The organism is candidate division Zixibacteria bacterium HGW-Zixibacteria-1 (assembly GCA_002838945.1).
Taxonomy (GTDB): Bacteria; Zixibacteria; MSB-5A5; order GN15; family PGXB01; genus PGXB01.
The window spans coordinates 118,587-139,638 of the sequence record PGXB01000010.1 but is presented as its reverse complement, the minus strand read 5'-3'; the positions used below and the strand labels follow the sequence as shown (position 1 = coordinate 139,638).

16 protein-coding genes and 1 riboswitch are annotated in these 21,052 nt (G+C 50.1%); of the genes, 8 read left to right on the top strand and 8 right to left on the bottom strand.

All coding sequences use genetic code 11. From position 1 onward, the window contains the following. Nucleotides 1–14 precede the first annotated feature (14 nt). Entirely contained in the window at nt 15–2,468 is a 2,454-nt protein-coding gene (locus CVT49_06115; protein PKK83999.1) for a hypothetical protein, read from the bottom strand. A 68-nt stretch (nt 2,469–2,536) separates the two neighbouring features. Then, nucleotides 2,537–2,632, bottom strand: a riboswitch (TPP riboswitch). A gap of 158 nt (nt 2,633–2,790) precedes the next feature. On the opposite strand from CVT49_06115, the gene CVT49_06110 reads away from it, so the two are divergent. The 3 genes from CVT49_06110 to CVT49_06100 all read left to right on the top strand — a co-directional run bounded on the left by CVT49_06110 (nt 2,791) and on the right by CVT49_06100 (nt 5,248). Further along, nucleotides 2,791–3,996, top strand: coding sequence for a hypothetical protein (locus tag CVT49_06110; protein PKK83998.1), 1,206 nt, complete (start codon nt 2,791–2,793; stop codon nt 3,994–3,996). A gap of 159 nt (nt 3,997–4,155) precedes the next feature. Continuing rightward, on the top strand, nt 4,156–4,695 hold the full coding sequence (locus CVT49_06105; GenBank protein ID PKK83997.1) for a hypothetical protein: 540 nt from the start codon (nt 4,156–4,158) through the stop codon (nt 4,693–4,695). Between the two features lie 130 nt (nt 4,696–4,825). After that, nucleotides 4,826–5,248 carry a ferritin gene (locus CVT49_06100; protein ID PKK83996.1) on the top strand — a complete coding sequence of 141 codons (423 nt, stop codon included), beginning with the start codon at nt 4,826–4,828 and terminating at the stop codon, nt 5,246–5,248. Nucleotides 5,249–5,320: 72 nt separating this feature from the next. Here the strand turns inward: CVT49_06100 and CVT49_06095 are convergent, their stop codons facing one another. The 3 genes from CVT49_06095 to CVT49_06085 form a co-directional block, all read right to left on the bottom strand. Continuing rightward, nucleotides 5,321–7,042: an alpha-amylase gene (locus tag CVT49_06095; protein PKK83995.1), complete on the bottom strand. Its 1,722-nt coding sequence runs from the start codon at nt 7,040–7,042 to the stop codon at nt 5,321–5,323. A 305-nt stretch (nt 7,043–7,347) separates the two neighbouring features. Then, on the bottom strand, nt 7,348–7,959 hold the full coding sequence (locus CVT49_06090) for a flavodoxin (protein ID PKK83994.1): 612 nt from the start codon (nt 7,957–7,959) through the stop codon (nt 7,348–7,350). A gap of 155 nt (nt 7,960–8,114) precedes the next feature. Continuing rightward, nucleotides 8,115–8,633 (bottom strand): flavodoxin, encoded by a 519-nt coding sequence (locus tag CVT49_06085; protein ID PKK83993.1) that lies wholly within the window; start codon nt 8,631–8,633, stop codon nt 8,115–8,117. Nucleotides 8,634–8,979: 346 nt separating this feature from the next. Here CVT49_06085 and aceE point away from each other — a divergent pair, with 346 nt between their 5' ends. Then, nucleotides 8,980–11,679: a pyruvate dehydrogenase (acetyl-transferring), homodimeric type gene (gene aceE, locus CVT49_06080; protein ID PKK83992.1), complete on the top strand. Its 2,700-nt coding sequence runs from the start codon at nt 8,980–8,982 to the stop codon at nt 11,677–11,679. Here the strand turns inward: aceE and CVT49_06075 are convergent, their stop codons facing one another. Beyond that, entirely contained in the window at nt 11,680–12,159 is a 480-nt protein-coding gene (locus tag CVT49_06075) for a hypothetical protein (protein ID PKK83991.1), read from the bottom strand. A gap of 218 nt (nt 12,160–12,377) precedes the next feature. On the opposite strand from CVT49_06075, the gene CVT49_06070 reads away from it, so the two are divergent. After that, the gene (locus CVT49_06070) at nt 12,378–14,033 is read left to right on the top strand and encodes an acetolactate synthase large subunit (protein PKK83990.1); all 1,656 of its coding nucleotides are present in this window, start codon (nt 12,378–12,380) and stop codon (nt 14,031–14,033) included. A gap of 12 nt (nt 14,034–14,045) precedes the next feature. Further along, a complete protein-coding gene (locus CVT49_06065; protein PKK83989.1) occupies nt 14,046–15,404 on the top strand; it encodes a succinate-semialdehyde dehydrogenase in 1,359 nt (452 codons plus the stop codon). A gap of 161 nt (nt 15,405–15,565) precedes the next feature. On the opposite strand, the gene CVT49_06060 is transcribed toward CVT49_06065, so the two are convergent. Then, on the bottom strand, nt 15,566–15,784 hold the full coding sequence (locus tag CVT49_06060; GenBank protein PKK83988.1) for a hypothetical protein: 219 nt from the start codon (nt 15,782–15,784) through the stop codon (nt 15,566–15,568). A gap of 63 nt (nt 15,785–15,847) precedes the next feature. Then, complete coding sequence (locus CVT49_06055) at nt 15,848–17,503, bottom strand: hypothetical protein (GenBank protein PKK83987.1); 1,656 nt, start codon at nt 17,501–17,503, stop codon at nt 15,848–15,850. Nucleotides 17,504–17,749: 246 nt separating this feature from the next. Here CVT49_06055 and CVT49_06050 point away from each other — a divergent pair, with 246 nt between their 5' ends. Both CVT49_06050 and CVT49_06045 read left to right on the top strand, forming a co-directional pair. Then, nucleotides 17,750–18,727 carry a hypothetical protein gene (locus tag CVT49_06050; protein ID PKK83986.1) on the top strand — a complete coding sequence of 326 codons (978 nt, stop codon included), beginning with the start codon at nt 17,750–17,752 and terminating at the stop codon, nt 18,725–18,727. A 30-nt stretch (nt 18,728–18,757) separates the two neighbouring features. Then, nucleotides 18,758–19,009: a hypothetical protein gene (locus tag CVT49_06045; GenBank protein ID PKK83985.1), complete on the top strand. Its 252-nt coding sequence runs from the start codon at nt 18,758–18,760 to the stop codon at nt 19,007–19,009. Nucleotides 19,010–19,083: 74 nt separating this feature from the next. On the opposite strand, the gene CVT49_06040 is transcribed toward CVT49_06045, so the two are convergent. After that, nucleotides 19,084–21,006 carry a hypothetical protein gene (locus CVT49_06040; GenBank protein PKK83984.1) on the bottom strand — a complete coding sequence of 641 codons (1,923 nt, stop codon included), beginning with the start codon at nt 21,004–21,006 and terminating at the stop codon, nt 19,084–19,086. Nucleotides 21,007–21,052: the final 46 nt, after the last annotated feature.

Genomic DNA, 21,052 nt, shown 5'->3' with positions numbered 1-21,052 from the left:
TTACCGTGTCCGTTCTATTCAAATTCCCACTTAATCTGCGCAAAGAAATTCCGTTCCGCCGCCGGATAATACTCACCGTACCAAGCGCCGTCCCATTCATAGGCATAACCGGCCTGCTCGTATTTGGCGTTGAAAAGATTATCGATCCGGACCGACAATACTAAGCGACCAAACCCGGTAATATTTCCCAGTGAGACCGATCCGGATATCGCCGATATCATAAAACTGCCGATAGCCAGTTCTTCGTTCTTCCCGTTTTCGACGTACTGCTTCCCGACTGCTCGCAACTGATATGACAGTCTGAACGGCGACTTATTGTAGTCGATCATCAGGTTGCCGATATAATCCGGGAAACCGGCGGTCGGATTGCCGGAGTAATCGATTGTACTGTCGGCCCCCTTGTAAACAAGATACTCTTTGAGGCGATTGTAGCTGTATGAAAAATTGCCCGAGAGTGAAACATGTTTATCATAGGTGAATTTCCCGTCGAACTCCACCCCGGCATGCACCGAGCGCTCGGCATTGCCCAATCGCGGCCGGCCGTCATCGTCAAGCTCTCCATCCTGAATTATTTCATTCCTGAATTCCATCCAGTAAAAGTTCAAGCCGGCTTTATAGCGGTCGTTCTTGATATTGCCGCCCAGCTCGAAGTTGTAAACCCGCTCCGGATCGATTGTCGGATCGCCGAAGGTATATAGCGTGTCGCCGGAAAGATTTACATTATAGCTTTCAACGGCCAGATTCGGGAAGGCGGTGACTTCTTCGGCATCATATATGGTTACATCGGTCGGTTCGCGCGAGGCCATCGCAAAGCTGAAATGAATATCGCTGTTTACATTGGGCTGGTATGTAATTCCGGTGCGGGGCGAGATGAAGGTCCAGTTGATATCGTACTGGTACCCCGGCAATGCCCCCAGCCTGGTCTGATCAAAATCATATCGCAGAAACCGGAATTGAAGATTGCCCATCAGCTTGATCTTATCGGTGAGGGAGTAGTATTCGAGCCCGTACACCGAGGCCGATAATTTCCTGCCGAAATATTCATAGTACCGATGACGCGGATCGAGACGGCTCGAAAGATTCTCGGCCCAAATCACCTGCCCCCAGTGCTCCGAATCGAAATAGTAGAAGGCGCCGCCGAAAACGGCAGTGCCGTTGGCATGATCCCAGTCCAGGCTGGGGTTCCAGCCATACTGGTTCTTGGTCACCCATTTCTGCCGCACCAAATCGATTTCGCTCATTTCAGGGTCGATCAACGATGAAGCCGGAATGTTGTATTCGAATATGTCACGGCCCGATTTGTACTGCTCATAGTACCCTTCGCCCCGGATATAGTACAAAGTATTTTTCAGGGTCGTGTAATCATTGAGCTTGTATGTATTATGCAATTCATAGTGCGGCTGACTGAAATCGTCAATCTCGTTGGTGTACGCATCCCAGTTGGTGCGCCGGTTGGCCGCTTCGGTGGCACGGTCGATTCCATTGAAAGCAAGATGTGCCTGCATCGGCCCGCCATAGATGTTGACGATGGTGGTCATGTTAGGGTCGAGCCTGGACAGCGACAGGAAATAAGCATAACCGTCGTACCAGGCATGCTCACGAAAACCGCCGCTGTAAAGTTTGGAGTACCTTCCGGCCAGCGACCAGCGGCCGTCGATCAACCCCGATGAAAACTCCACCGCCTGCTTGCGGGTATCCGAAATATGATCTCCATTATAGAAGTACTGTCCGTATCCTGAGCTGACCGAGACTTTTCGCACTCGTTCGAGCCCCGCCGAAGCAATATTGATCGAACCGCCGAAAGTGGCATCGCCATAAAGCGAATTGCCCACACCGCGCTGCACCTGGATATCCTCGACATCCGCGGCGAAGTCGGCCATATCATAGAAGTATGTGAACCTATCCTCGGGATCATTGAGTGGAATGCCGTTGATGTACGTCCCGATTCTCTGCGAATCGAAACCACGAATCTTGTAATCCGAGGCCCCGGTGCTCCCGCCCGTGTAGAAATATGAGTACATATTGGGCGTCGTTTCCAGCAATTTGGGAAAATCCTGAACCGTATATTCCCGTTCGACATCCTCATCGGTGAAATCCGCGAAAGCCACCGGGGTCAGCCCGGCCTCGGCGCGCATCGCCGTCACCTTGATTTTCTGGCCGGGATATACCGCCTGATCGAGGATGATTTCCAGACCGGTTGTCTTCATGCCGCTCTTCAACTGAATCATAAACGGCTGATAGCTGACATGACTGAAAGTCAGATGCTCCGGCATCTGATCGCCGATATTGAGTGTGAACAGGCCGCTTTGGTCGGTTCGGGAATGAAGCGATGATATATTGGTTTGAATATTCACGCCCTCGATCGGTCGTCCGTCGCGATCAAGCACTCTCCCATCAATAACCGCGGCGAACAAAGCGGAGGCGGCGGGGAAAAGCGTCAGGAGTAATATCATTAACATCTTTTTCATATCGGACTCCCATCTACTAAAAAATCCACCTGCCGCACAGAACCGGCACAGTGGACGTTTGGAATCTGATATGATTCGGCCCGTTTCCCTACGCCGGCATTACCCGGATCAGGTTAGGGGGTATAATCTCAGGCGTTAACTTTGCGCCACCCCCAACGGTCTATGTCTTTTACAATAAACAATTACGCCGCAAACCAGAAGAAAATCAAGCTCTTTTTTAAATATGTGGAAACGTATAGTTGTTTTTGTCGTTATAAGACTGTGTACGCGGCGTATGAACTGATTATAAGTGCAAAACTATTATTGATATAGAGACAATATAATGATTCACAATCTGGGACCTTTCATCTTCGGTATCTTAATCCTGCTTATTTTAACCATTGTCAACATCCTGATGCTAAAGTACCTGAATAAGGCTTGGTGGCAGAAGAAATTCATCCGCATAACCGTTGTCCTGCTTCCGGTTATCGGGTTGATCGGTTCGATTGTCTGGGGAATGGGCTATCAGGCAAAATCGATATGGATGTCAAAAATCGGCTCGATTCTGGTTATTCTAATTGCGATTTCGCTGCTGGCCCTGATAATGGCCCTGCCTTTTTCGGGACTGCTTAATCTGATATCGGCCCGGATGGAAAAGCGCAAACAACGGTCAGCCGCTGAAAAATCGGATGAAATCAGTCTTCAACGCCGAAGTTTTCTCAAGGGAGCCGCTGCGGCCATTCCTTTGATATCACTTTCCACCGGTGGAGGCGGCATCGCCAGCTCTTTCCAAAAAACCAATATTTATACTTTGCCGATGAGCTTCGAAAATCTTCCGCCGCAACTCGAGGGCTTCAGGATTTTGCATGTAAGCGATTCGCACCTTGGGATTTACAAATTTCTGTCAGATTATGAGGAAATTTTTGAGGAAGCCGCCGAATACAAACCTGATTTGGTCCTGCTTACCGGCGACATTTCCGACAATCTGACAATCCTTCCCGATGCCCTCAAAATCGCGGATGGCCTTAAACCGCGCTTTGGCTCTTATGCTTCGCTTGGCAATCATGAATACTACCGCGGTATCAGCCAGGTTCTCAATTCATTCGAAAGCGGCCCGATCGAGCTTCTCCGATCATCCGGCAAGACCATAGACATCAACGGCGCAACATTATATCTGGCGGGATGTGACGATCCAGTCAAAATTCACGGGCTAAATCATGATTTTCTGGGTGATTCCATGGAAAAAGGGCTTGTCGGCAGGCCTTCCGGAGCTTTCACCGTTTTAATGTCGCATCGCCCGGAAGGGCTTGACCCGGCGGCAGAAAAGGACATTGACCTGGTCCTGTCCGGGCACACTCATGGCGGCCAGGCCGGAATCAACGGGCACAGCCTCTGGTCGGCCTTCACCGACCGGTATTTATGGGGGCAATATCGCAAGAATAACTCGCAGATGTATTTATCATCCGGAATCGGTCATTGGTTCCCCTTCCGTCTGGGCTGCCCGCCCGAGGCTCCGATTATCGAACTGACCACAAAAATCGACTCTTAATGCCTTATTTCAGGGCATTTTTTGTCGAAAATAATAGTAGAAAAATAATATTCAAACGATTGTATAATAATCGCGGAATCAATTCGTAATAATCTATTGGCATATATGAATAAAAACAAGTTATTGTAATTTAAGGTTTGATCAAACTGCAGAGCACCTTTGGTATTTATAAAATATAAATTCGATGTCGAGTATCAGGAGGATAAAATGAAAAAGGAAGTAAAACGCAACACATGGGGAAAGTTCTGCCGCAAGTTTTCGGCGGATAACATGTTGAGAGGGGCAAGCATCAGGTTTAACGACAGGGATCAGAACGATATTCAGTTTTCCGGCGAATATCCCTTGATGGGTTTGACCGTCGAGAAAAAGGGCCGGCTGATCGATGGAATATTGTTCTACGCCGGATGGACCTCCCCAGAAAAAGTGGCCCAGCCGATTCTCTCAATCAAGGACCCCGAAGAAATTATTGTCGAGAAGGATCCCGATGGCAACGACATCGGCTTGCAGGTTCACACCAAAAACGGCGGTGTCGCCATGATTGAACTTGCTGAAAACACCGGAAGCGGGCGTGTCGAGACATTTGTCAGAAAAGTAGCCTATTCGATGTATGAACGGCGCGGATATTCGCACGGCAATGATATGGGCGACTGGCTCGAAGCCGAACGTAAAGTAAAAGAAGCCGAAGAGATGTTTGCATAGAAGCGGCGACTTTATTGTCGGGCGCTTTATTTTCCGCTTTTTTCTTTTAGAGATTGACCGATCCCGAAAGGGATTAGTATATTTATTTCAATCTATACTAATATCAAGATAAAATCCGGAGGGTATTTCTATGCCTATCACCAAGAAGCAATTGATTGCTCTTTTGAATGAAGATCTTGAGTGGGAGTTCGCGGCCGCAATTCAATATGTTCAGCATACCGCCGTTATAACCGGGCCGCATTATGAAGGCGTTATCAAGGAATTGGTAATTCACTCGCAGGAAGAAATGCAGCATGCGGTCACTTTGTCCCAACAGATCGATTACCTGGGCGGTGTGCCGACCACCAAAGTGCAGAAAATCGAAACCTCACCCGCAAGCAGAACCATGCTGGAACAAGACCTGGCCGGAGAACAAAATGCGGTTTCAAGATACCGCGAGCGAATCAAACAGGCCGAAGAGTTGAGTCTTTATGGTTTGCGCCGGATGCTGGAAGATATTCTGATAATGGAAGAGGAGCACGAGCGCGATCTCCAGACGGCGCTGGAACTATAAAATATATCCCATGCATTTATGGGAAAACCGGGTGCCCCCATCCGGTTTTTTAATTATTGCATTCACAATGCACTAAGCCGGTTTGCGCATTAAAATCGCCGCCCCGTGCCCGTCGAGCGGAACCCGGACATAAGCCCGGCCGCCGGCCTGTCTGACGGCAATCGGCGCGCCGCCATTGAGAAGGTCCGTCATCTCGCTTCCCGGAGGTGTCAGGTTGCTGTCCACCGTAATACAGTCATTCCGCGGTGAGGCATCAAGATTCAGTGCCACCAGGATTTCATCGGTGTCAAGTATTCTGGAAAAGGCCAGGGTGCAGTTGCCCTTTATCGGAAAACCAAAGGATATGCCATCGGCGGATATTTCGCGAAAGTACTGCCGCCCGTATCGGAGCGCGGCATGCTCGGCACGAACCTTTGCAATCCACACTATGCCGCGGTATATTTCATGGTTGGAATTGAAGAAATGCACGCCGGTGGTCTCAAAGGCGCCCCATTCGCCGCCGAACATGCACTCCCTGACATACCTGTCATTGTCGCCGCCGCCGTCGAAGCCCTGCTCGGTCCCGTAATAAATGCACGGCACCCCCTGGCTCATCAGCAAATAACTTATGGCCAGAACGGCCTGTCGGGTATTCGGATTATTATGCATGAAGCGGCGATGCGGCCGCGACATCTGATCATGGTTATCCACGAAGGTGACAAAATACTGCCCCGAGGCGCCATGGTCGGCATAGAATGTCTTGAATCGCTCGTACCTGTTATATAAATCCGCAAAGTACTGAAAGCCCTTGATGACTTCCTCAAGGATAAAGTACAACGGAAAATCAAGGCAGGCATCGAGTGACGGGAACCGCTCGTCGGTGCCGTCTATTCGGCTGTTGCGGCCGATATATTTTTGCAGCACGGCATCATCACCGACCACTTCGCCGTAAATGAAAAAATTCGTCTTTCCGATTCGGCGGGCGTACTCCCGGACGGCATTACAGAATATGGCGGTTTCGCTGCTTTCCATATGCTTGACCGTATCGACCCGGAAACCATCGATATCGGCGGCGCCGATCCAGTACTTGTAGGCTTTTATTATTGTATCCAGCACGGTGTTATTTTTTATATCCAGCTCCTTGAGATCACAGAAATCGCCGTTGACAGCTTCATCATGACTTGCACTGGCAAAATCCCGGATGCGCCCGCGTCTTTTATAGCAATGGGGAGCCTGAAGTTCCTCCGGCCAGACTGCGTCATCCATCTGGAAGCCGGGGGCCGGGTCGGCTTCGCGCCATTTCCCGAAGGGATATGGCTCCGTGCGATACAGGGCATCGACACCTTCAGGATAGGACCAGTTATCGCCGGTGTGATTGATAATAATATCGAGTATCACATACATCCCTTTTCGATGAGCCTTGCGGACCAGGTTCCTGAGATCCGCAAATGTCCCGAATCTGGGATCCACTTCCAAAAAATCCTGAATGCCGTAACCATGATATGTGAAATCATCTTCGCGGCGGTTTTTGAATATGGGGCTCAGCCAGATAGCCGTGCAGCCAAGATTTTTAATATAATCCAGCCGTCGCATTACTCCCTTGAGATTTCCTCCCTGAAAATTCCGGCCCGATTCGGCCCGGCGATTTTGGGGAGTCGCGGCCGGGTCGTATGCGGGGATATTATCCTGATTATTATCGAAGCGATCGACCATCAGGAAATATATAAACTGATCCCGCCAGTCGGCGGGCGATGGGTGGATCGACTCGGGCGGTATAAAGTCCAATTCCTTTACAGACTTAACCTCACCAGACATATTTACCTCCTATGAGCAGCCAAGGCAATTGAGAAGCGCCTGGCCGGCTTCATCGGTTTTGATCATTTCAGCGGATATTCACGATGTCGAGCAGGATGACCGCAAAGAATATACGTTATTCTATTCAGATTGGTGTCAAAGATATAACAAAGAATAAAAAACCGGGTGTTTTCACCCGGTTTTTTCTGCCGGAATCCATTCCGGCCGTTTGGCTGTATAGACCGAAATTACAAAAGGCCGTTATCGGGCATATCAGGCTTTGGCGTCCGGAATATGCCGTCAACGTTGTTCAGCCATTTGCTGATTTATTTTATATCATCGTCGTTGTTGTCGGGTTCCATGTCATCGCCGTCGTTCAGCTCGGCGGTGTCATCTACCATTTCCCCGCTTACCGAATATTCCCCGCCCTGAAGTTCACTGCTCAAGAGTGCCGTCCACTCCCGAATTCTTTCGTCCGTCAGGTCATCTTCGTTATCTTCATCAAGAATCAATCCGTAAAAATGATCCTCTTTGACGGCGCGGGAAGACTCGAAATCATATCCTCTTGTCGGCCACCGGCCGAAGATACGCCCGCCATTGGTATCCACCGGTCGCGCCAACTTACCGACGGCATCGGCAAAATTCTGCGGATAATTGGCCTGATCGCCAAGTCCGACAAAGGCCACCCGCTTTCCCGAAAAATCAAAATTGGCATACTCGTTATAGGCAGTTTTCCAATCCTCGGGAAGCTCACCGTCCTTCCAGGTCGAGGCCGCCATAATCAGCATGTCATATTTTATCATGTCATTGGAATCGGTACCGGCGACATTGTGCATCTCCACATCATAACCGGCATCCCGAAGGTACTCGCTAAGCTTACCGGCGACTTCCTCCGTGTGGCCGGTATTGCTTCCATAGAACAATCCAATTTTTGTCATGTTATTTTTCTCCAAGCCTTGCTTTGATTTCAGTTTACAAGCTCCCGCGATCGGCCCGAAGGCAATCAATAATATATATAGTTTTATACGAAAGCAAATAGGATATATGAGGTCGTCTTAGTCTGCCTTATAAATAGGGCCTTGTTGTTAAAAAATCAGAGCCCGGCGAATTCCTGCCGAAGCATCCCGGTCCATTTCCTGATTCGCCCGGCCGTAAGTTCTTTCTCGCTGTACTGATCGACCACCAGCCCGATAAAAAGATCATCCTCAACCGCCGCCGAATGTCGGAATTTATAGCCGTCGGTCGGCCAGCGGCCGACAATCTGCCCGCCTCCAAGATACACGCAGTCAGCCAGTTCGGCGATGGCATCGGCAAAATGATCAGGGTAATTCAACTGGTCGCCGATACCCAGCAGCGCCACCCGCTTGCCGGTAAAATCAAGCGACTCGAACTGTTCAAAGACGTGTTTCCAGTCATCCTGCAATTCCCCGCCGCTCCAGGTGGGTGTAGCCAGAATAAGTAAGTTGTAGTCATTCATCGACTTCAGGTTGCCGTCGGCGACGTCGTAGCGGTCAACTTGGAACCCTGCCTTGCTCAATTCGTCAGTCAGGGTTGCCACCACCCCGATCGTATTGGTGGTGGTACTGCCATAAAAAATGCCTATTTTTGACATAACATCTTCTTTCTCTTTATATAAGATAATACCGAAATCATGTATTCAGGATTATTACCACGGAAAGTGCCATAAAATATCATGCTTTCGCTCACTTCCAATATAAGGATTCAAGCTACAACATATACGGCGCGGCTATCTTTGATATTGGATTAATTGAGTCTTTGTTTGCGATCGGAGAGCAGCACCGGCCGGATTATTTCTGCCTGTGGATGCCGCGTATTCCGAAGTGAAGTTTAAAGTATTAGACAATCGCCGATTTTTGTTTAATCTTTTCAAATCTCTTTAAAACCCGTATATACTATAAACTTGGAATAACTTGTCTTTCAGCAGATGAGGCGCTAAAATGGATGATAATGATAATATTGACCCTGAAATCAGTGACGATATAAATGAAACTGCCGAGGTCAACCAGGAATGGCTCGAGTCGCTCGATGACCTGTTCGATACCGGCGGGGCCGACCGTGTCCGCCAGGTGCTGGCAATTTTGGCCGAAAAAGCGGCCGGTCTCGGTGCTTCGCTCCAGCGCCCCGGTGTCACCGACTATGTCAACACGATCCTTCCCGATGACCAGCCGCCATATCCCGGAAGCCGCGAAATCGAGCGGCGTATTAAGAGCATCATCCGCTGGAATGCCATGGCCATGGTGGTTCGGGCCAACCGCGAGGAAAGCGGAATCGGCGGGCACATCTCAACTTATGCCTCATCGGCCACCCTGTACGAAGTCGCTTTCAACCATTTTTTCCGCGCTCCCAACGAGGAGCATCCCGGCGATATCGTTTATTTCCAGGGCCATGCCGCCCCCGGAATCTATGCCCGCGCCTTTCTGGAGGGGCGCCTCAGTGAGAAGGATCTCGAAAACTTCCGCCGCGAGTTACGGCCCGCCGGGGGCTTGCCGTCATACCCGCACCCCTGGCTGATGCCCGGTTTCTGGGAATTTCCCACCGTCTCGATGGGTCTCGGTCCGATCATGTCGATCTATCAGGCCCGTTTCAACCGCTATCTCGAAAACCGCAGCCTCAAAAAACCGACCGATCAGAAAGTCTGGGCCTTTCTGGGTGACGGCGAACTGGATGAACCGGAATCGCTTGGCGCCATCACGCTGGCTTCGCGCGAGCGGCTCGATAATCTCATCTGGGTCGTCAACTGCAACCTTCAGCGACTCGATGGGCCGGTCCGCGGCAATGCCAAAATCATTCAGGAACTCGAGGCCATTTTCACCGGCGCCGGCTGGAATGTCATCAAGGTCATCTGGGGAACCGACTGGGATCATCTGCTGGAAAAGGATCATGATGGCAAACTGGTCAGAATAATGAATGAAACCCCTGACGGCCAGTACCAGAAGTATTCCGTATCTGATGGCGATTATATCCGCAAGGATTTCTTCGGGCGCGATGCCGAGGTGCTCGAAATGGTCAAGCATCTTTCCGACGAGGATCTTCACAAACTCAAACGCGGCGGTCACGACCCAGTCAAGGTTTATGCCGCCTATAAAGCGGCGGTCGAGCATAAGGGCCGACCGACCGTAATTCTCGCCAAAACGATCAAGGGGTACGGTCTGGGCGAAGCGGGCGAAGGGAAAAACATCACACACCAGCAGAAAAAGTTGAACGAAGAGGAATTGCGCGAGTTCCGCAGTCATTTCGGTATCCCGATCTCGGACGGCGAACTTTCGGAGGCCCCTTTCTATCGCCCGGAAAATGATACCCCCGAAATAAAATACCTTCTCGATCGCAGAAAAGAGCTCGGCGGATATGTCCCCGGACGCACCATCAAAACCGGCCCGGTTAAAACGCCGCCCGAAGAACTTTTTGAAGAGTACTATGAAGGTACTTCCGACCGCGAGGTCTCGACCACCATGGTCTTCGTGCATATTCTGTCGAAACTATTGAATGACGAAAAAATCGGCAAATATATCATCCCTATTGTGCCCGATGAAGCCCGCACCTTCGGGATGGAATCGCTATTTCGCAAATTCGGGATATATTCATCGGTCGGTCAGCTCTATGTGCCGGTCGATAAGGATTTGCTGATGTTTTACAACGAGCGAAAAGACGGCACCATCCTCGAGGAAGGCATCACCGAAGCGGGTTCGATGTCGTCGTTTATCGCCGCCGGGACCGCTTATGCCACGCATGGCATCAACTGCCTGCCGTTTTTCCTTTATTATTCGATGTTCGGCCTTCAGCGGGTCGGTGACCTGGTTTGGGCGGCGGGAGATATTCAGGCCAAAGGTTTTATGGTCGGATGCACCTCCGGCCGGACTACATTGGCGGGCGAAGGATTGCAGCACCAGGACGGCAACAGCCACATTCTGGCCCTGCCGGTTCCCAACCTGAAAGCATACGATCCGGCTTTTGCCTATGAGCTGGCGGTCATTGTCCGCGACGGCATTTATCGCATGTTCGAGAAGCAGGAAAATATATTCTATTACATCACGGCCATGAATGAGTTTTATCATATGCCCCCTATGCCGGAAGGGGAGCATATCAAAGAAGGAATCCTGAAGGGTCTGTACAAATTCAAAGCCTCGCAGTTGAGTAAATCGGAAAGCAAGACGCATCTTTTCGGAAGCGGCGCCATTATGAATGAAGCGATCAAGGCACAGAAGATTCTTGAAGAGAAGTACAAAGTCGCCGCCGATGTCTGGTCGGTGACGAGTTATAAAGAATTGTACTATAATGCCATGATGACGGAACGGTCCAATATGCTGCACCCCGACAAGGAGCCGGAAATGCCCTATATTACCCAGGCGCTCGGGAATGAGAAAGGGGTCTTTGTGGCGGCCAGTGATTATATCAAGGCGCTGCCGGCATCAATTGCCAAATGGATACCCGGACGGTACGAGATACTCGGGACCGACGGCTTCGGACGCTCCGACGGAAGAGCCTCATTGCGCGATTTCTTTGAAGTCGATGCCCGCTACATTGCCCTGGCCGCGTTATATGCGCTGGCGAACGAAAAGAAAATAAATATGGCAGTGGTGCAAAAAGCCATTAAGGAACTAAACATAAATCCGGACAAGTCGAACCCGATGATATCATGATTATTGGTCGAAAAGTACATATCCTTCATCGATTTGAGTCAGCGTAATAGTATGAATCTCCGGCCAGGAATCGGGATGCAATATCTGTTTTAAGGTCATTTGCGTCCCCTGCAGTTGAAAGCCGTAGGTACCTTCGAGGATATAAGGTTTTCTCGGCGGCCGATCCGTGATTTCAGGAATAAATTTAATCGATTCACTAAAAATATAAAATTTTCCTTTGAATTCATTGATAACAACCGGTATTGGGACTCTAGGAATATCATAGGCCGAATAATAATAGTTCCCTTTTTCATCAAGAGTAAGATCCAGAATTGCGGCGCTGTCAAACAATGGTGCGTCATCGGGCCCCGGATAAATAAGTTGCGCAACGCCGTACCAGTTGTCCGAATACGTCCATGGATCATCATAATCTATAGGTGATTTGTCAGAAGAACACCCAACAAGCATAGCGAGAATAATAAATATGATTAGTTTTTTCATGTGACCTCCCACCCAAATATTACGATAAATAAATTGCTAAAATTAAAATGTTTATGCCATATTAAATAACGAATCAAGACGGTGATTGTTTAAATATTGATAAAAGACCGGAAAGTTAACCGTATAATATAAGAACATTTACCCACGGAAATTGTTATAGAGTGGCAAATTAGTAATCCCGTCGTTGGGAGTTTTATTTTCTTAAGCCTGAGGATAGCATGAAAGTCTCTGATCTGGTTGTTAAATGTCTTGAGAATGAAAGTGTCAAATATGTTTTTGGGGTGCCCGGCGAGGAAACCGAGGACCTGCTTTTTTCGCTGGAGAACTCATCTATAAAATTTATCCCGACCCGCCATGAATCGGGAGCCGCTTTTATGGCCGATGTTTACGGCCGTCTCACCGGCAAAGCCGGGGTCTGCCTTTCGACATTGGGGCCGGGCGCAACCAACCTGATAACCGGGGTAGCCGATGCCCATCTCGATAAATCTCCGGTCGTGGCCATCACCGGTCAGGGTTCATCCGATCGCACGCACAAAGAAAGCCACCAGAATATCGATATTGTCAACATGTTTCGCCCCATTACCAAATGGAACGCCTCGATTCAGAATCCGAAAATCACCCCGGAAGTGATCCGCAAGGCCTTCAAGCTGGCCGAGATGGAAAAACCGGGCGCCGCCCATTTTGAACTTCCCGAAGATGTCGCTAAAATGGACTGCGATCTGGATCCGATCCCGCCGGTGCGGCTGCGCCGCGCCGCACCCGATTATAAGGCAATAGAAAACGCCGTCGAACTGTTGAAAAAGTCGAAGGTCCCGCTGATTATTGCCGGCAATGGCGCTATCAGGAAAATGGCCTCGAAACATCTCCGGAAGTTTGTCAGCTTGACCCATATCCCGGTCGTCTCGACCTTTATGGGCAAGGGCGCGGTTTCGGATAATGATCCGCATTCGCTGTTCACAGTCGGTCTGCAGGCGCGCGATTTTGTCATGTGTGCCATCGACAGGGCCGACCTGATTATCACGGTCGGCTATGATATTGCCGAGTATGCCCCCGAACACTGGAACGGTGAGCGCGACAAGAAGATTATTCATATCGATTTCACGCCCGCCGAGGTTTATAATTTTTATCAGCCTGATGTCGAGATTGTCTGCGATGTCTCCGCGGCGCTCTGGGATCTCAATGAAATCGTCGAGAAGGAAAACATCTCTTTCAGCCCCAACTGGTTTAAATCTCTGCGCGACCATATCATGGCCGATTTCGAATCATACCGCTTGAAAGACGGCGACAAATTCACCATCCCGGGTGTCCTGCATGTTATTCGCGGCCTGATGAATCCGGGCGATGTTCTTATTTCCGATGTCGGCAGCCACAAGATGTGGATCGGGCGCAATTACCCGGTCTATGAACCGAACTCGGTTATAATTTCCAATGGTCTGGCCAGTATGGGTATCGCCCTGCCGGGCGGCATCGCGGCCAAACTGGCGCATCCGAAGCGGCAAGTGGTGGCGGTCATGGGTGACGGCGGTTTCATGATGAATTCGCAGGAAATCGAAACCGCCAAAAGAATCGGCGTCGGTTTTACCATTATCGTGCTTAACGATAACGATTATGGCTTGATATCGTGGAAACAGATGAGCCATACCGGCCGGTCAACATCGACGGCGTTGACCAATCCCGATTTTGTGAAATACGCCGAAAGTTTCGGCATCAAGGGATATTGTCCGTTGACACCGGCCGAACTGGAAAGTAATTTGAAAGAGGCCATCACCAGTCAGGAACTGTCAGTGGTGGAGATACCGATTCAGCCGTCGGTCAATTATGATTTGACCAAAAAGCTGAATTCCAATCTGTGTGAATTGTTTAAGTTTGAATAGAATGAGGATATTATGAAAGCAATTAATCCGGCGACCAATGAACTTATTATGGATTACCCGGAACATACCGTTGATGATGTGCATGACATTATCGGTCTGACCGATGAGGCCCAGAAGCTCTGGCGCACCACTACCTTTGCGCATCGGAGTCAATTGATGCACCAGGCGGCGGCTGTCCTCAGGAAAAATAGCGATAAGTACGCCCGCATAATTACAGTCGAGATGGGTAAGGTTATCAATGAATCTAAATCCGAAGTCGAAAAATGTGCCTGGGTGTGCGATTACTATGCCGACAATGCCGAGAAATTTTTGGCCGATGAAATGGTGCAAACCGATGCTTCCCGCAGTTTTGTGGCGTTCGAACCGATCGGGATTGTTCTGGCGGTGATGCCGTGGAATTTTCCGTTCTGGCAGGTGTTCCGGTTTGCGGCGCCGGCGTTGATGGCCGGCAACGGCGGTGTGCTGAAGCACGCTTCGAATGTCCCCGGAAGCGCCCTGGCCATCGAAGAAATCTTCCGCGAGGCCGGCTTTCCGGAACATATTTTCCGCACCATGCTGATATCATCGAAGCTGGTCGAGGATGCCATCAAGGACTGGCGGATCAAAGCGGTGACTCTGACCGGGTCCGAGCCGGCCGGGATGTCGGTGGCTTCGATTGCCGGACGCGAGTTGAAAAAGACCGTCCTTGAGCTGGGCGGATCCGATCCGTTTATTGTCCTCGAAGATGCCGACCTTCCGGCGTGCGTGGCGACATCGGCCACGGCGCGTATGATCAATGCCGGGCAGAGCTGTATTGCGGCCAAGCGGTTTATTGTGGTCGAAGCGGTCGTGAAGGAATTCGAAAAACAGCAGGCGGCCATCATGCAATCACTCAAGATCGGCGACCCGCTCGATCCGAGCAGCAAAGTGGGCGCGATGGCGCGGATGGATCTGCTCGAGGAACTCAATGAGCAGGTGCAACAGTCGATCGAGATGGGCGCGCGGCTTCTCTGCGGCGGCAAAAAAGTCGACCGGCTGGGCGCGTTCTATGAGCCGACCGTGCTGACCGATGTCAAAAAAGGCATGCCGGTGTATGAGCAGGAAACATTCGGCCCGGTTTCGGCGATTATCCCGGTGAAAGACGCCGAGGAAGCTATTGCGGTGGCCAATGATTCGGTGTTCGGGCTGGGCGGTGCGCTCTGGTCGAAGGATATAAAGAAAGCCGAGGCGCTGGCGCGGCGGATCGAGACGGGCGCGGTCTTTATCAACGGCATGACCAAATCCGATCCGCGTTTGCCGTTCGGCGGTATCAAGCGCTCCGGTTACGGACGTGAGCTGTCGCATTACGGCATCAGGGAATTCGTCAACATCAAAAGCATCTGGATCGCATGATGGAGTTTTCTTTGTGTCAGGTCCTTTCTTCGCCGATGACCGGGTGCCCCACCCGCCTCGGCGGGCTGTGGGTTCGATTGTTATGGCAATCCGGCCCAACAAAATTACTATCAAAATGATGTAATGCGGTGGTTTTTACGGGTCGAAAATTACGTGTAATTTTAATGTTTCCTTTCGCTTACAAGAAATTGGCTTTGTTTTTGCGTTTTTAAAATATTTGAATGTTCATTCCCCGGCAATGAATAGTCTGCCCCCAATAAGGTATAATTGCGGGCGGGTGGCATTCCCAAACTTGTTTGGGGATGTTTTTTAAAGCCCCGCCCCAAATAAATTTGGCGCGGCCACCCGATCGATGAAACATTATCGGCAAAGTCCGTCATGTCACATCCTGCCAAGGGCGGGACAAGACATGACAGAATATCAGTACTCAGCCATTGACGCGATCAATCCACCAATCTCGATTCGGCTTTGGCGGTGTCTGAGACAGGCAATTTGTATTTTTCCGGGTTCTCGCGGAGGACCGCGCGCAGCCAGCTTTCGGGATAACCGGCATTCTGCGGCTCGCCGGTCGAATCTTTGACATAACCGTCATTGTACTTAGTCAGCAGATGTTCGCCCAGTGCGCGCCATTTGTCAACCATTGTCTCGGCATGGCTGACACAATAGTCGGTCAGGTACTTTGTCATCAGAGCGGGATCGGACTTATGCAATTCAAGCGCCGTTTTTTCGATCGCCGGTTGCAGGGCGATGTATTCCCCCTCGATTTCAGACTGCACTTTCTGAATATCTTCGATCATGAACGAATATTTCAAACCGGCGATATTGGAGACGAAATTGAACACCCACCAGGCCGATTCCCATGAAAATTTCTGAAGCGAGCCGACCGTGAATGAATATGGAATGGCATCGATACCGCAGTACATCGGGGTGTAGCAGGTGAACCAGGTGTCATCGAGACCGTACCAGTACACTCCGCCGACCGGATTCGGAAGCCAGGAACGCGACTGCGAGACGAACGTGAAGCCGGTCTGCTGGGTCGAGACGGCCCGCTCCCAGGCATACTCGACACTGTCGCCGTTCTCATCGGTCACTTTCCAGTCGAGCGGCCGCCAGCGATACGGCAAACCGTACGGGCCAGCATCGACCCCTTTGGTCATATCCCAATCGGTGCCTTCGAAATGGTCGCGCATAAGGGCGGTTACGTCTGAAAGAGAAAGCTTCTTATCGGGGCGGATCCAGAGTGGATATGGCTCCGTGCCCGAAACGGCGCGATAATAGTCGGGCGAAAAATTCTGCGACGGGGCGGCGCGGCGCAAAATCGACCAGACCCGGCCGTCGGCCCAGCGCTGGTTTTTAGGCGTGGCCGGGCAGTAAGCTTCGCAGAATCGGAACGGTTCGCCGGAATCGGGATTGTAGTACCCTTTTTCGACAGCGAATGATTTGACATTTTTGGAATAAAGGCAGTTTTCCGGGTCATCGGTCGGAAAGGTGCCGATTCGGGCCTTGTTGGCGTGACAGGAAATATAACCGTCGGGGACTCTCACCGCCACCCAGACCACTCCTTTGCCCTCTTCGCCCGGCCCGATTATTTCCAGAATCCAGGCTTCATTGGGGTCGGCAATTGAGATCGACTCGCCGGTCGAGCGATAGCCGTATTCTTCCGCCAGGTCGATCATCACCTTGATCGCCTCGCGGGCCGTTTTGGCGCGCCGAAGAGCCAGATCGATCAGATCCCAGTAGCCCAGCATCCCCTGTTTGTTCTGGAGTTCTTCGCGGCCGTCGAAAGTCGTCTCGCTGATGGCCAACTGGTGCTCATTCATCATATCGACCACGGCATACGTGTGGGGGACCTGTTTGATATAGCCGCGAGCATTGCCATGCCAGTCCTCGATTTTGAGCGAATCGCCCGGCGGGTAATCGGCCGCCGGTGAATAGCCCATGTGCGGGTGAAACTCGCCGTCACAGGTATAAGTGATCATCACCGAGCCGTCGGCCGAGGCTCCTTTGGTCACCAGCAAATTGGTGCAGGCATAAGGTGACATGAATGTCATTGCGACAAAAATCGCCGTCAGCAAAAGTATTTTGGCGGAATTTCTCATAGTCTTATCCTCTCCGGAAGTCGTTTTGATATAATCTTAATCAAGTTTGTATGGCCGGACAAGGACAAAAAAGAAGATTCAGAGGATTATTTTGGCTTGACAGACAGCCCCCAAGCAGGCTACTATTAAATTGACGGTCCAATTCAGGCACACGACATCAGCGTCAAGACATCTTTGGGAATTTGCCACAGTATCCGAATTGTTAAAAACGAAAGTTGTTTTTTACTATCTTTCCGTGGAGGAATTATGAAACAATATTCGCATGCATGGCTGGCCTTTAAGGCGGTCGAAAGACTTAAAAGAGCCAAATTGAAAAAAGACCTGCGAACTTATGCTGACGGTCTGGTTGACTGGTTCGGTGACCACAAAGATGATGTAATGCAGGGCGCATGGTACCCCGATGAAGTTATCAAGGATATGGCCACCAGTCATGTCTATAAGATGAAGCCGGTCGTAAAAGGAAAAGACCATTTCCGGGAACTGCCGAAAACATATAAGATGTATGCCGCCGGGAAAACATCTTCACTTTACAAAAAACCATATTCCATCGAGGAAGGCAACAATCTCCCGGACCGGTGTGAATCGATCGCACATTCGATTATAGATAATTTGAAAATGCTGGAAATGGAACACAAAGGCTCCCCGGTTGTCACCACCGATAATCATATAACATTGCGATTTTTTATGCTCAGTCACTATGTCGCCGATGCCCATGTACCGTTTCACAGCGACTACCGACAATTTTCCAAGGGGAAGAATATTCACGGGCATGTCGAGGGATTGTGGGATAAGGAAATTGCAAAGTACTATCAGGTCGATAAGGACAATGAACGTTTTCTGTATGACCCGGAAGGGTTTCCTCTTTTCCAGGATGATCCGAAGCATCCCTTCAGCGGATCATTTTTGAAAAAAGTGGAAGAAGAGTCGATGAAGAGGGATTTCCTGTGGGATTATGGTAAGGGTAATAATAATATATGGGATTTTATGTATGCCGTCTGTCAGTACTCGTACCTGATTTCCTTTGATTTTATTCCAAAGAACTATAACCAGAACAATGTTACCAAGACAAACCTGAGTTCACTCAAGAATCAGAAATATGATTTTGAAAAAATGAGCGCCATAATGCTTGCCGATGCCATCGATTCGATCGCGCGAGTATGGCTTCATATCTGGCGTCGCCACAAGGATTGGGAAGCAAAGCAGCGTAAGAAAAATAAGAAATAGGTAAAACCCATTTAAGGCGGGATTAGCATTATGCAGACAGCATTGCCGCTGGCCGGATTAATATTGGTTTTGATCGGTTTCATTTTGTTGATGCGCTCGATGTGGCTTCGCAAGCCGGATCACCCGACGATTACAGGCGAGAGCAGCTGGAGATATTCCATTTTCCCGTGGAAGTATAAGCAGATGTGGGTTTCGTCGGGATATTTAATCTTTATGCTGGGACAATATACATTGATGGCCGGATTAATTCTTCTGGCTATTAACCAATTCCTGATTAATTAAAGCAATGAAGACGGCGGGTCATTTTTTTGACCCGCCGTTCGAAATCCTGAGTCTTCGCCACCGATAATATCCGTCTATTTGGACAGGATCATTTTTCTCGAGGTCTGGAAATCGCCGCAACTGAACTGATAGAAATAAATGCCCGACGGGACCGGTTTTCCCGACTGGTCGGTTCCATCCCATATAATAGTATAATCCCCGGCCGCCCGGGTTCCCTGTAAAAGCGTTTTGACAGCCTGACCAAGGACATTATAAACCACCAGTTTTACCTCAGACCGCCACGGTACCGAATAGGCAATGGTTGTTATCGGATTAAACGGGTTGGGATAATTCTGCTGAAGCAGGAACTGCTCCGGAAGAATGTCATTCTCCGGTTGATCATCGACGTCGGCGTAAATCCCCGCAACCAAACTGTATCCAAATTTATCGGGATAAAGGTCGATACTGGTCGAAACCGGTGATAAGATAATAAGGATTTGGCTGTATTCAAAGGCCGGTTTCGTGAATCTCAAAACATCCCCGCCCGACATTTCCGACTGCTGCATGAACTCATAGTGGAAAGTGTAAGGATTATAGCCGAAAGCGATAACGGCCCAGTCAATCGAAGGGTCACCGCCGATAAAGAGAGTGTCATTGAATTGACCGAGATTGTTTAATCTTACATAATGAGCGGCCATATTCTGCGGCATGTGCGTCTTGAAAAAAGTCAGCGAGGAACCATCGGGCAGCGTGTCCGGCCAGACCGGCCAGACCAGATTGACATCGGCATAATCGTTGATGTCAAGTATGACCGAGTCGGGGATGGCCGGGTAATTTGCGGCTTCAGGGTAACCCATTTCATTGGGGGCGGCATCGAAACCAATCGCCGTAAAGTAATTCCAGGCTGCGAATTCGTTGAAAGCGATCAGAAGGTCATAAGTGCCGGCGCTTATATTTAAGATGGCCGAATTGGCCGCCAGCGGAAACTGCGAGCCGGGACCATATGATTGACAGCGCGCCCAAATATCGTACACGATCGAAGTGTCGAATTTCTCTGTTAAAAATAACGGGAACAGCATGGCGCCGTACTGATGGATGGTCTGTGATGGATAATCGACAAATTGAAGACCGAGCCAGGTGTAATCGAGATAATATTCGAGATAGTAATAGTAGTCGTTGATGCCGTCATACATCATTTCTTCCATCCAGGTCGAAGACATCTCCCACCAATACAATTTAAAATAACTGTCCTCTTCCTCATATTCGGTGTAATCGAGAATGAAGTGGACAGTATGAAAAAACTCGTGGGCCACGGTGACCCGGGCGGCATCGAGCCGCCGGTTCAGCTCCGGGCCGGTGTTGTACGGCCAGAAATCGTAGTTGTTGTCGATAACGATGTATGAAGTAACCGCCTGGACGCTCAAAGTCGATTCCGGATAAGTGATGCCGTAGTAGCCGGTGCCCAGGTTGATAATATATATATCCATAAGCGAGTCGCCGCCGCCGGTGAGGTCGTAGGGCGCCGGATAGTCGAGATGATTAATTTCGAATTCCCAGACCGAGTCGGCCATTTCGCCGATTTTGTTGACATAATCGGGGATCCCATCGCCGCCCGCAAGGGTGTCGGTTCCCGGCAAATAAACGGCATCGGCGCCGTCAATGTCATAATGCACCCAGAAATATCCGCCGGGTGATTTATAAGAATATTGCAGCGACGGCCGGTTGTAGGCGGTGGCGGCGGTTTCGGATTTAATTGTTAAATTATCGAGGCGTATGAAATACTCGAGCGCGGTCGGAGTGCCGCAGCGCTGCGGCGGCTGATCTTTGACCAGGACCGGCGCCGGCCCCATGTTTCGGAGAAACAGTATGCGGGCATCAAGTTCCTGCTGATATTCTTTAGAAAGACCGGCTGATTGCCCTGATGATGGCAGGATTAATATGGCTGCGGCCAGTATTGCCGCCAGAAAAATGATGGTTTTATCGGTGTTGTCAATCATGAATCTCATGGCTCCCTCCATGGTCCAGAGGTTATGATTTCCTTGATCTATCCGTCAGCAGTATATT